The following is an 11785-nucleotide window of genomic DNA, read 5'->3' on the forward strand; positions in this document are numbered from 1 at the left end:
GCGCAGTTCCCCGCGCCCCTTGAAGGGCTGGGTTCTTCGGCCGCGGGTCGTTCGTGGCTTGTCGCGCGGTTCCCCGCGCCCCTTAAGGGGCGCGGATTCTGGGTGCGGGTCGTTTGTGGGTTGTCGTGCGGTTCCTTGGGGTCCTTGAGGGGGCTGGGGGCTGGTGCTCTGGACGTGGGGGAGACTGCGTCGTAACGTCGGCGCGAGTGTGCTAACTAACAGTGCTAGTTTTGTGTTGCCGGAGGCCCGCATGTCCGCAAGCGCCCGCATCCCTCTGCCGCCCTTCGACCCCGCCGACCCCCTGGGCATCGACGACCTCCTCGACCCGGAGGACCTCGCGATCCGGGACACCGTCCGTACCTGGGCGACCGACCGTGTCCTGCCGCACATCGCCGACTGGTACGAGAAGGGCGAGCTGCCCGGCATCCGCGAGCTGGCCCGTGAGCTGGGTTCCCTCGGGGCGCTCGGGATGTCCCTGGAGGGCTACGGGTGCGCGGGCGCCAGCGCCGTGCAGTACGGGCTCGCCTGTCTGGAGCTGGAGGCCGCCGACTCCGGGATCCGCTCCCTCGTCTCCGTGCAGGGCTCCCTCGCCATGTACGCCATCCACCGCTTCGGCTCCGAGGAGCAGAAGCAGCGCTGGCTGCCGGGCATGGCCGCCGGCGAGATCATCGGCTGCTTCGGTCTGACCGAGCCCGACCACGGCTCCGACCCGGCGTCCATGCGTACGCACGCGAAGAAGGACGGCACCGACTGGGTGCTCACCGGCCGCAAGATGTGGATCACCAACGGCTCGGTGGCCGGCGTCGCCGTCGTCTGGGCGCAGACCGACGACGGCATCAGGGGATTCGTCGTACCGACCGACGCACAGGGGTTCTCGGCGCCCGAGATCAAGCACAAGTGGTCGCTGCGCGCGAGCGTCACCAGTGAGCTGGTCCTCGACGAGGTGCGGCTGCCCGCGGACGCGGTGCTGCCCGAGGTCGTCGGCCTCAAGGGCCCCCTGAGCTGTCTCTCGCACGCCCGCTACGGCATCGTCTGGGGTGCCATGGGCGCGGCCCGTTCGTCCTTCGAGGCGGCCGTGGAGTACGCGCAGAGCCGTGAGCAGTTCGGCCGGGCCATCGGCGGCTTCCAGCTCACCCAGGCCAAGATCGCCGACATGGCGGTCGAGCTGCACAAGGGGATCCTGCTCGCCCACCACCTGGGGCGGCGCATGGACGCGGGGAAGCTGCGTCCCGAGCAGATCAGCTTCGGCAAGCTCAACAACGCGCGTGAGGCGATCGAGATCTGCCGCACGGCCAGGACCATCCTGGGCGCCAACGGGATCTCGCTGGAGTACCCCGTCATGCGGCACGCGACGAACCTCGAGTCCGTCCTCACCTACGAGGGCACGTCCGAGATGCATCAGCTGGTACTGGGCAAGGCGCTCACCGGTCTCGACGCCTTCCGGTGACGGTGGCGGCGACGGTGACCGGCCCGGGACCGTCCCGGGGCTCCGGTGAGCGGCCCTGCCCCTAGCTCTGGTTGAAGAAGCCGTCCGACGCGCGGCTTCCGGCCTCGCCGTTGACGATCTGCGTGTCGGCCGGCGTGAGCAGGAAGACCCGCGTGGCCACCCGCTCGATCGAACCGCGCAGCCCGAACGTGAGGCCCGCCGCGAAGTCGACCACGCGCTTGGCGTCGGTGGGCTCCATGGACGTCAGGTTCATGATGACCGGGACGCCGTCCCGGAAGAGCTCACCGATGCGGCGGGCGTCCCGGAAGCTGTCCGGGGTCACGGTCCCGATCCGGTGTTCCTGCTCCTGGGCCTTCTCGCTCGCCACCCGCACGCGCGGGTCGGTGACCCAGGCCTCCGGCTGGTCGGGTCCCTCGCTCCGGTCGTCTTCGTAGCCGTCGTCGTAGTAACGCTCGTCGTTGTTGTCGTCGACGAGGCCAAGCCAGGCACTCGCCTTGCGCACCGATCCCATGGACGCCTCCTCTCGCAGCGGTTTCCCTGAATTCCGCATCCCTATCGTCGTCCATGATGCGGATGATGCGCCAAGTGGATAGTCGCCGCGCGGGGTTTTCGTGACGGTACTGGTGCAGAGTCAACACGACGATGTGCGGTGCGCTCCAAGGGTCGTGCTGTGCACGGCTGCTGACAGTGAGTGAAATATGATTCTTCACGGCGTATGGGTGACGGCCGGTGCGTACGGGTGAACGGGCCGATGGCTACGATGCCGGGGTTGATCACACACGGGCCTCTCGGGGGAGTCGTCTTGTTCGGAATCGTCAGGCCCTGCAGCCATCGCCTCGGCGAAGGGCTCAAGACCCAGTGGATGGCGCATCTGTGCGGGCTCTGCCTCGCGCTGCGCGGTGACCACGGGCAGTTCGCACGCGTCGTCACCAACTACGACGGCCTGATCATCTCGGTTCTGACGGAGGCTCAGGCGGAGCGGTCGACCGGTTGGCGGCGCACCGCGGGGCCCTGCCCGCTGCGCGGGATGCGGACCGCCTCCGTCGCCCAGGGGGAGGGGGCGCGGCTCGCCGCCGCCGTCTCGCTGGTGCTCGCGTCGGCGAAGGTCCGTGACCATGTCGTCGACGGGGACGGGATCCTGGCGCGCAGGCCGGTGGCCGTCGCCGCCCGCCGCGTGGCGCGGAACTGGGACCGGGCGGGCGCGCGGACCGGCGCCGATGTGGGGTTCGACACGGCGGTCCTGGTCGACGCCGTCGAACGGCAGGCCGGTGTGGAGGCCTTGGCGGGCCCCGGTACCTCGCTGCTCGCGGTCACCGAGCCGACGGAGACCGCGACCGCCGCGGCCTTCGCGCACACCGCCGTGCTCGCCGGGCGGCCCGGCAACGCGGCGCCGCTCGCCGAGGCGGGCCGCCTCTTCGGCAGGCTCGCCCACCTGCTCGACGCCGTCGAGGACAAGGAGGCCGACGCCGCGTCGGGCGCGTGGAACCCGCTCACCGCGACCGGCACGTCACTGGCCGAGGCGCGCCGCCTCGCCGACGACGCGCTGCACGGCATCAGGCTCGCGCTGCGTGACGCCGAGTTCACCGACGGCAAGCTGGCGCACCGGCTGCTCGCGCACGAGCTGGGCACGTCGATCGACCGGGCCTTCGGCACGGTGGCGTGCGGGCACGGGCATGAGGTGACGGCGCATCAGGGCGGGTCCTTCGGACCGCCGCGGGGAGGGGGGTACGGGGCTCCGCCGCAGGGTGGCGGCGGGGCGTACGGGGGTCCGTACGGGGGCGGGAACCCGTACGGGGGAGGCAACCCCTACGGGGGCGGGGCTCCCGGCGGACCGGTCGGTCCTGGTGGACCCGGTGGGCCTGGCGGTCCCGGTGGGCCCGGCGGATTCGGTGGTCCCGGTGGCTTCGGCGGGGGCCCCGGCTTCGAGCCGCAGCCCCCGAAGCCCGGCAAGCGCGGCTTCTGGGCGGGGTGTGCCGTCGCCATCGGGCTCTGCTGCACCTGCAAGATGTGCTGCGCCGACACGTACGAGGGCCCCTGGTCCCGCAAGAAGCGCGAGGGCTGCTGCAGCAACTGCGGCGACTGCGACTGCGGCTGCTGCGGCATCTGTGAGTGCTGCTCCTGCTGCGACTGCGGGCTGTAGCCGGGCGGAGTGACCGGGCGTCAGCTCCTGATCTCGGGCGGCGAGATCCGCGACTTCTCGATCGCGGACCCCTGCGTGCCCCACTTCTTGAGGATGCGGTCGTACGTGCCGTCCTTGATGAGCCGGTCGACCGCCGCCCGGAAGGCGGGCGCGAGCTCCGAGCCCTTCTTGAAGGCGAAGCCGACGTCCAGCCGCCGGTACTCGCCGAGGAACTTCAGGCCCTCCTGCTGTTTCACGGCGTAGCGCAGACCGTTGATGGTGGACATCACCACGTCGGCCCGGCCCTGCTGGAGCGCGGCCCAGACCGCGCCCTGCTCGGCGTACGTCTTCACGCTGTACGGCTTCTTGCCCGCCTCCTCGCAGACGTGCTTGTTGTCCTCCAGGGTGACCTCGAAGGTGGTGCCCGCCCCGGTCGCCACGTTCAGGCCGCACAGCTGCTCGAAGTCGGTGACCTTCGTCAGCTTGCTGTCCTTGCGGACGGCGAAGCCCTGCCCGTCGTTGATGTACGTGACGAAGTCGATGGTCTTCCGGCGCTCGTCGGTCACGCCGAAGTTGCCCGTACCCAGGTCGTACTTGCCGCTGCCCAGAGCCGGCAGGATCGCCTCGAAGCTCGCGGCCTCCCGCTTCAGCTTCAGGCCGAGGACCTTGGCGACCGCGTCCGCGAAGTCGATGTCCTGGCCGACGATCGTCCTGCCGTCCTCCAGGTAGAGCGCGCCGGGCGGCGTGCCGCCCACGGAGGAGGCGACGGAGAGCGAGCCACGGGAGCGTACGTCCTCGGGGAGCAGGCGCGCCGCCGTCCCGTCCTTCTCGACGGTGGCCACCACGTCCGTGGTCGGGATCTTCGCGCTCCTGCCGGCCGGGGCCGCGCCGCCCGCGGACCCCGCGGCGTCACCGCCCGAACCGCATCCGGTCAGAACGAGGGTGGCCGCGGTGATCAGGGTGAAGGCCGCCGGGATGCGGCGGGACTGCGGGGGCGTGCTCATGGCGTGACGGTCTCCAGCTCGGCAGGGCAGGGCGAAGCGGACGTACGAGACGTACGAGGGAAGTGCGAGGGGAGGGGGTGTCACCGCTCGTGACGGGAGAGCGGTGACGTACGCGTGTGAAGGCGGGGTCGACGGCGCGCGGTGGCGCGGACGTCGGACGTACGCGGAAGACCGACCGGTCCGTGGAAGAAGAGGGAGGCGGGCCCGGAACGGGCCCGGCGCGCAGGGGGTCGGCTCAGAAGGGCATCAACAAGACGCCGACCACACTCGACCGAAGTCGATGTGGGAGCGCGTGACCAGCCACTGCTGCGGATGCATGGGCCAAGTGGAACAGGCATCCGTTTCCGCGTCAACTGCCGTGAGACGTAAGGCTCACATCCTGGACAGCCTTGACAGTGCGTGTGAGGAGCACCGTAATCTCGAGGCGGATCGTGCTGAGGGGCTCGGTCCGTGTGAAGGCATCACCCGTGTTCGATCGTCTGTATCCACGGAGCCTTCCGCATGTCTTCCGACATCCTCGCCAAACCGGCGCCGGTCCCCGAGCCCCGCGAACCCGCCCAACTCCCCGCCGAGCCACGCATCGTGCCCCGCCCCCGCGCGGGACAGTGGACGGCGGCCGTCGCCGTCCTGGTCCTGCTCGCGCTGGCCGCCCGCTCCGTCGTACGCAACGACGCGTTCCAATGGGGCGTCGTCGGCGACTACTTCACCTCCGCGTCCGTGCTGCGCGGGCTCGGGCTCACGCTCTGGCTGACGGCCCTCGTCATGGTGCTCGGCTTCGCCCTCGGCACGCTCCTCGCCCTGGGCAGGCTCTCCGCCAACCCCGTTCTGCGGGCGGTGAGTTGGGGTTACGTCTGGTTCTTCAGATCGATGCCGATCCTGGTGCAGCTGCTCTTCTGGTTCAACATCGGGGCGCTGTACCCGCAGCTGTTCGGCGTGAAGACGGTGAACCTCCTCGGCCCCGTCACCATCGCCGTCATCGGGCTCACCCTGCACGAGGCCGCGTACGCCGCCGAAGTGGTGCGCGGCGGGATCCTCTCCGTCGACCGCGGGCAGACCGAGGCGGCGCAGTCGCTGGGCCTCGGACGGTGGCGCAGGTGGCGGCGGATCATCCTGCCGCAGGCCATGCGGTCCATCGTGCCGCCGGCCGGGAACATGCTGATCGGCACCCTCAAAGGCACCTCGATCGTCTCCGTCATCGCCGTGCAGGACCTGCTCTACTCCGTGCAGCTCGTCTACCACCGCACCTACCAGGTGATCCCGCTCCTCGTGGTCGCCACCCTCTGGTACGTCGTGGTCACCTCGGTGCTGAGCGTCGGCCAGTACTACGTCGAGCGGCACTACGCACGGGGTTCGGAGCGTGCCCGGTGAGGCGTTCCCTGGTCATCGTGGGCGCGGGGCCGCGTGCCACCGGCATCCTGGAGCGGGTCGGCGCCAACGCGGACGAGCTGTACGGCGGTCCGGGGCTCGACATCCACCTCGTCGACCCCTATCCGCCGGGCGGCGGGCGCATCTGGCGGCACGACCAGTCGCCGCTGCTCTGGATGAACTCGCAGGCCCAGGACGTCACGATGTTCACCGACGAGACGGTGGAGGTCGCCGGTCCCGTCCTGCCTGGCCCCGCGCTCCACGAGTGGACCGGGCGCGACGGACGGGCCTTCCTCGGCCGCCGCGAGCAGAGCGCCTACCTCCGCTGGGTGTACGAGAAGGCCGTCGCCGCCCTGCCCGAAGGCGTCGTCGTCCACCACCACCGGCGCAGGGCCCTGCGCGTCACCGGGGCGCGCGACACCCGCCAGGAAGTGGCGCTCGAAGGCGTCGACGCACCGCTCGCCGCCGACGTCGTCATCCTCGCGCAAGGACACCTGGACGCCGAACTCGACGACGAACAGGCCGACCTGGCCGCGTACGCCGAGCGCACCGGCCTCGTGCACCTGCCGCCCGACTTCACCGCCGACACCGACCTGTCGCGGCTCGAACCCGGCGCACCCGTCGTCGTGCGCGGCTTCGGCCTCGCCTTCGTCGACCTGATGGTGCTCCTCACCGAGGGGCGCGGCGGACGGTACGAAGGGGACATGTACCACCCCTCGGGCCGTGAGCCCGTCCTGTACGTCGGGTCGCGGCGCGGCGTCCCCTACCGCTCGAAGATCGGCTACGACTGGGACGGCGAACGTCCGCCGCTTCCCCGCTACTTGGGCCCCGCCGAGATCGACGGCCTCCTCGCGAGACCCGGCGGGTACGACTTCCGGCGCGACGTCTGGCCGCTCGTCGAGAAGGAGCTCGGCTTCGCCCACTACCACCGCCTCTTCACCGCCCACCCCGAACGCACCCGCACCGCCTGGACGGACTTCGACGAGAAGTACGCGGCCTGCGACCCCGGCAGCCCCGAACTGGACGCCCTCGTCGCCTCCGCCGTGCCCGACCCCGCCGACCGGCTCGACCTCACCGCACTCGACCACCCGCTGGCCGGGGTGCGGCACACCTCGTACGCGGCGCTGCAGGACGGTCTTCGCGCCCACATCACCGACGACCTCGCGCGCAGGCACGACCCCGGACACAGCCCCGACCTCGCCGTCTTCCTCGGACTGCTCTCCGTCTACGGGCAACTGGTGCGGCTCGGCGACGTCGGGACGTGGTGGCACGGCTTCTTCAGCTACCTCGCGTCGGGGCCGCCGGGCCCCCGGCTGAAGCAGTTGCTCGCCCTCTCCCGTGCCGGAGTCGTCCGGTTCCTCGGCGCGGACGTCCAGGTCACCGCCGAGGACGGGGTGTTCCGCGCCCAGAGCCCCACCCTGCCCGGGCAGGTCACCGAGGCCCGCGCTCTCGTCGAGGCACGGCTCCCGCAGCCCACCCTCGCCCGCACCCGCGACCCGCTCCTGCGCGCTCTGCACGCGGAGGGCGCCGCGTCGACCGCCGCCGGGCTCCTCGCCGTCGACCCGGCCGACGGACGGGTGCTCGACCGGGCGGGCGTGCCGCACCCGCGCCGCTTTGCACTCGGCCCGCACACCGACGCGCGCGGCGCCGGAGCGTTCACCCGCCCGCGCACCAACAGCCCCACCTTCCGGCAGAACGACGCCACGGCACGCGCCGTACTCGACTTCCTGCACACCCCCACGAACCGAGGAACCCATGTCCCAGCCCAGTGACACCCCCATGGTCGACGTCCGTTCCGTGCACAAGTCCTTCGGCTCCCTGCGGGTCCTGAAGGGCGTCGACCTGCACGTCGGCAGGGGCGAGGTCACCGTCGTCATCGGCCCCTCGGGATCCGGCAAGTCCACCCTCCTGCGCACCATCAACCACCTGGAGAAGGTCGACGCGGGACGGATCACCGTCGACGGGTCGCTCATCGGCTACCGGCGCTCCGGCGACAAGCTGTACGAGCTGCCCGAACGCGAAGTGCTGAAGCAGCGCACCCGGATCGGCTTCGTCTTCCAGAACTTCAACCTCTTCCCGCACCTGACCGTGCTGGAGAACATCGTCGAGGCACCCGTCTCCGCGCTCAAACGGCCCCGCCCCGGCGCGGAGCGGGCCGCGCGGGAGCTCCTGGAGCGGGTCGGCCTCGCCGACAAGGCTCGCGCCTACCCCCGGCAGCTCTCCGGCGGACAGCAGCAGCGCGTCGCCATCGCCCGCGCGCTCGCCCTGGAACCGCACCTGCTCCTCTTCGACGAGCCGACGTCGGCTCTCGACCCCGAACTGGTCGGCGAGGTCCTCGACGTCATCAAGGACCTCGCCCGGCAGGGCACCACGATGATCGTCGTCACCCACGAGATCGGCTTCGCACGCGAGGTGGCCGACACCGTCGTCTTCATGGACGACGGCCGCGTCGTCGAACAGGGCGCCCCCGCCGACGTACTCGACAGGCCGCGCCACGACCGCACGCGCGCCTTCCTCTCCAAGGTCCTCTAGGAGTACGCATGCCTGCCCTCCACCTGGCCGTCGCCATCGACAGGCCCGACACCCACGACGCCGCCCCCTACCTCGAATCGGCGCTCCTCGCCGAACACGGGGCGCTCGACTTCGTGACGCTCGCGGACTCCTTCGCGCGCCCCGGACCCGACGCGCTCGCCGTCGCCGCCAGGATCGCGCCCGGCACCGCACGCATCGGCCTCGTGCCGACCGTCACGACCACGCACACCGAGCCGTTCCACGTGCAGGCCGCCGTGGCGACCCTCGACTGGGTCAGCCACGGGCGGGCCGGCTGGGCGCTCGACGTCTCGGCGACGGAGGCCGAGGCACGGCTCTTCGGGCGGCGCCGCGCCGCGCCGCGCGAGGAGCTGTGGCGGGAGGCCGGTGACGTCGCCGACGCCGCCGCCCGGCTGTGGGACAGCTGGGAGGACGACGCGGAGATACGGGACGTGGCGACCGGCCGCTTCATCGACCGGGACAAGCTGCACTACGCCGACTTCGCAGGCCGTACGTTCTCGGTGCGCGGGCCCTCCATCGTGCCGCGGCCGCCGCAGGGCCACCCGGTGCGGGTCGTCGACGCGACCGCGCCGCAGGCCCGCGAGACCGCCGCCCGGCACGCGGACGTCGCCCTGGTGCGCGCCGCCTCCGCCGAACGGGCCGACGCCGCCCGCGCCGAACTGCGCGGCCTGGCCGCCCGGTTCGGACGCGACCCGCAAACGCTCCTGGTGTTCGCCGCCCTCGACGTCGACCTCGGCGGCGGCGAGCAGGCCGCCGAGCCGGGCCACGGCGGCGGACCGCTGCCCACCGCCGAAGGGCCCGCCTACCGCGGCGGGCCCGTCGACCTCGCCGAGCTCATCGCCGACTGGCACCGCGCGGGCGCCGTCGACGGCTTCCACCTCACGCCCGCCGAGCCCCGCCGGGACCTGGAGCGGCTCGTCAACGGCACCGTCGCGCTGCTCCAGCACCGCGGCCTGTTCCGCACCTTCTATCCGGGCAGCACGCTCCGCGAGCACCTGGGGCTGACCCGGCCCGCCAACCGATACGCAGCGCTCACGGGGGAGTCCGCATGACACAGCGACACGAGACGGCCCAGCGGCCCAAGCAGGTGCACCTGGCCGCCCACTTCCCCGGCGTCAACAGCACCACCGTCTGGTCTGACCCCGCATCCGGCTCGCACATCGACTTCTCGTCCTTCGCCTCGCTCGCCCGCACGGCCGAGCGCGGCCTCTTCGACTTCTTCTTCCTCGCCGAAGGGCTGCGGCTGCGCGAGCACAAGGGGCGCATCCACGACCTGGACGTCGTCGGGCGGCCCGAGTCGCTGACCGTCCTGACCGCGCTCGCCGCCGTCACCGAGCGGCTCGGTCTCGCCGGCACCGTCAACGCCACCTTCAACGAACCCTTCGAGCTGGCCCGCAGGTTCGCCGCCCTCGACCATCTGAGCGCGGGACGCGCCGCCTGGAACGTGGTCACCACCTCGGACGCCTTCACCGGCGAGAACTTCCGGCGCGGCGGCTACCTCGACCGGGCCGACCGGTACACACGCGCCGCCGAGTTCCTGGCGACTGCCCGCGAGCTGTGGGACTCCTGGTCGCCGGACGGCAGGCCGCAGCCGTTCGCGCACCACGGGCGGCACTTCTCCATCGAGGGCGAGTTCACCGCGCCCCGCTCCCCACAGGGGCACCCCGTCGTGATCCAGGCGGGCGACTCGCCGGAGGGGCGGGAGTTCGCCGCGTCCGCCGCCGATGTGATCTTCACGCGGCACGGCACACTGGAGGCGGGCCGTGAGTTCTACGCCGACGTGAAGGGCCGCCTCGCGAAGTACGGGCGCGCCGCCGACGACCTGAAGATCATGCCCGGCGTCACCTTCGTCCTCGGCGACACCGCGGCCGAGGCGCAGGAGAAGGCCACCGAGATCCGCCGCGAACAGGTCTCCCCGCAGAACGCGATCCTCGCCCTGGAACAGGTCTGGGGCGTCGACCTCTCCGCGTACGACCCGGACGGGCCGCTGCCCGACATCGACCCGGACCCGGACTCCGAGCTCGTCCAGGGCCGGGTGAAGATCACCGACCCCCTCGCCGTCGCCGCCAAGTGGCGGGCGCTGTCCGAGGCCAAGGGGCTCTCCATCCGCCAGACCGTCATCGAGACCACGGCACGCCAGTCCTTCATCGGCACCCCGGACCGGGTCGCCGCCGACCTGACGGAGTTCGTGCGCACCGACGCCGCCGACGGCTTCATCCTCGTGCCGCACCTCACCCCCGGCGGCCTCGACGACTTCGTGGACCGGGTGGTGCCGCTGCTCCAGGAACGCGGCGCGTACCGCACGGCGTACGAGGGCACGACGCTCCGCTCCCACCTCGGGCTGCGCGAGCCGGTATGGAAGGGTTGACCATCATGAGCACCGGGCACTCCGCGGACGCGGCACAGGACTGGAAGCACTGGCACGAGCAGCGGACGGAGACGGTGTCGGCCCCCTACGGGCCGCTCTCCCTCACGGGCACGTACTGGCTCGCCGACCACCCGGAGGGGCACCTCCCGGGCATCCCCGGGCACTGGGCGGACACGCCCGACGCGGTCGTCCTGACCGCGGGTCCGGACGACGGCCTCACCGTGGACGGTGCGCCCCTCACCGGCGAGGTCCGGCTCGGCGCCGACGGCGGCCCGGTCGCCGACGCCCGCGTCGCGCTCGGCGGGCGCCGCCTCGTCGTCATCCGGCGCGAAGGCCTGTGGGCGGTGCGCGACTTCGACCCGGACGCCGCCGCGCGCCGCGCCTTCCGTGGCATCGACGCCACCGCGTACGACGAGCGCTGGACGGTGCCGGGGCGCTTCACCGCGTACGACGAGGACCGCACCGTCACGGTCGGCAACGCGGACGGCAAGGAGCGCGGGCTCGGACTCGGCGGTGAACTCTCCTTCAGGATCGGGGGAGTCGAGCACACCCTCCGGGTGAGCGTCGAGGCCGACGGGTCGCTGTGGGCGGTCTTCGCGGATGCCACCAGCGGCGTCTCCAGCCACCGCTTCCGCTTCCTGCGGCCCGCCGCGCCCGACGCCGACGGCCGCACCACCGTCGACTTCAACCGTGCGCTGCTGCCCCCGTGCGCCTTCGCCGACCACTTCATCTGCCCCTTCCCGCCGCCCGGCAACACGCTGCCCGTCGACATCGCGGCGGGGGAGCGGAACCTCCGGGACCGCTAGCGGCTTCCGGCACGGGCCCACGGGCCTCCGGCACAGGCCCGAGGACTTCGGCCGCTTCCAGGGCCCGTGTCGGCCGAAAGGCGCCCTTGTGCGGCTCATGTCCACCCGCCAATACTCCCGAGCAGC

Annotated in this window: 10 protein-coding genes; 8 read left to right on the top strand and 2 right to left on the bottom strand. The window is 72.0% G+C overall.

The window, feature by feature from the left end:
- Positions 1-250: 250 nt before the first annotated feature.
- Positions 251-1447: an acyl-CoA dehydrogenase family protein gene (locus AC07DO_RS24365; protein WP_479062581.1), complete on the top strand. Its 1197-nt coding sequence runs from the start codon at positions 251-253 to the stop codon at positions 1445-1447.
- Positions 1448-1508: 61 nt separating this feature from the next.
- On the opposite strand, the gene AC07DO_RS24370 is transcribed toward AC07DO_RS24365, so the two are convergent.
- Positions 1509-1958: a cell division protein SepF gene (locus AC07DO_RS24370; RefSeq protein WP_150166149.1), complete on the bottom strand. Its 450-nt coding sequence runs from the start codon at positions 1956-1958 to the stop codon at positions 1509-1511.
- A gap of 291 nt (positions 1959-2249) precedes the next feature.
- Between AC07DO_RS24370 and AC07DO_RS24375 the strand changes: the two genes are divergently transcribed.
- Positions 2250-3587, top strand: a complete 1338-nt coding sequence (locus AC07DO_RS24375; RefSeq protein WP_479062583.1) for a DUF5685 family protein — start codon at positions 2250-2252, stop codon at positions 3585-3587.
- A 20-nt stretch (positions 3588-3607) separates the two neighbouring features.
- Here AC07DO_RS24375 and AC07DO_RS24380 read toward each other — a convergent pair whose 3' ends face one another.
- A complete protein-coding gene (locus AC07DO_RS24380; RefSeq protein ID WP_479062585.1) occupies positions 3608-4570 on the bottom strand; it encodes an ABC transporter substrate-binding protein in 963 nt (320 codons plus the stop codon).
- A 501-nt stretch (positions 4571-5071) separates the two neighbouring features.
- Between AC07DO_RS24380 and AC07DO_RS24385 the strand changes: the two genes are divergently transcribed.
- From AC07DO_RS24385 to AC07DO_RS24410, 6 genes are read left to right on the top strand one after another with little or no spacing between them, the layout of a single operon-like run.
- Positions 5072-5938: an amino acid ABC transporter permease gene (locus AC07DO_RS24385; RefSeq protein ID WP_479062587.1), complete on the top strand. Its 867-nt coding sequence runs from the start codon at positions 5072-5074 to the stop codon at positions 5936-5938.
- Positions 5935-7707 (top strand): FAD/NAD(P)-binding protein, encoded by a 1773-nt coding sequence (locus AC07DO_RS24390; RefSeq protein WP_479062588.1) that lies wholly within the window; start codon positions 5935-5937, stop codon positions 7705-7707. The genes AC07DO_RS24385 and AC07DO_RS24390 overlap by 4 nt, the downstream gene beginning before the upstream one ends.
- A complete protein-coding gene (locus tag AC07DO_RS24395; RefSeq protein WP_479062590.1) occupies positions 7691-8467 on the top strand; it encodes an amino acid ABC transporter ATP-binding protein in 777 nt (258 codons plus the stop codon). The genes AC07DO_RS24390 and AC07DO_RS24395 overlap by 17 nt, the downstream gene beginning before the upstream one ends.
- An 8-nt stretch (positions 8468-8475) precedes the next feature.
- Positions 8476-9537, top strand: coding sequence for an LLM class flavin-dependent oxidoreductase (locus AC07DO_RS24400; protein WP_479062592.1), 1062 nt, complete (start codon positions 8476-8478; stop codon positions 9535-9537).
- Entirely contained in the window at positions 9534-10853 is a 1320-nt protein-coding gene (locus tag AC07DO_RS24405) for an NtaA/DmoA family FMN-dependent monooxygenase (RefSeq protein WP_479062594.1), read from the top strand. The genes AC07DO_RS24400 and AC07DO_RS24405 overlap by 4 nt, the downstream gene beginning before the upstream one ends.
- 5 nt (positions 10854-10858) lie before the next feature.
- Positions 10859-11659, top strand: coding sequence for a DUF1684 domain-containing protein (locus AC07DO_RS24410; RefSeq protein ID WP_479062595.1), 801 nt, complete (start codon positions 10859-10861; stop codon positions 11657-11659).
- Positions 11660-11785: the final 126 nt, after the last annotated feature.

The sequence above is a fragment of the Streptomyces sp. NPDC045678 genome (genome assembly GCF_056432085.1).

Coding starts and splice junctions, on each gene's coding strand:
- AC07DO_RS24365 (WP_479062581.1), top strand. CDS start 251: ATGTCCGCAAGCGCCCGCATCCCTCTGCCGCCCTTCGACCCCGCCGAC.
- AC07DO_RS24370 (WP_150166149.1), bottom strand. CDS start 1,958: ATGGGATCGGTGCGCAAGGCGAGTGCCTGGCTTGGCCTCGTCGACGAC.
- AC07DO_RS24380 (WP_479062585.1), bottom strand. CDS start 4,570: ATGAGCACGCCCCCGCAGTCCCGCCGCATCCCGGCGGCCTTCACCCTG.
- AC07DO_RS24385 (WP_479062587.1), top strand. CDS start 5,072: ATGTCTTCCGACATCCTCGCCAAACCGGCGCCGGTCCCCGAGCCCCGC.
- AC07DO_RS24395 (WP_479062590.1), top strand. CDS start 7,691: ATGTCCCAGCCCAGTGACACCCCCATGGTCGACGTCCGTTCCGTGCAC.
- AC07DO_RS24400 (WP_479062592.1), top strand. CDS start 8,476: ATGCCTGCCCTCCACCTGGCCGTCGCCATCGACAGGCCCGACACCCAC.
- AC07DO_RS24405 (WP_479062594.1), top strand. CDS start 9,534: ATGACACAGCGACACGAGACGGCCCAGCGGCCCAAGCAGGTGCACCTG.
- AC07DO_RS24410 (WP_479062595.1), top strand. CDS start 10,859: ATGAGCACCGGGCACTCCGCGGACGCGGCACAGGACTGGAAGCACTGG.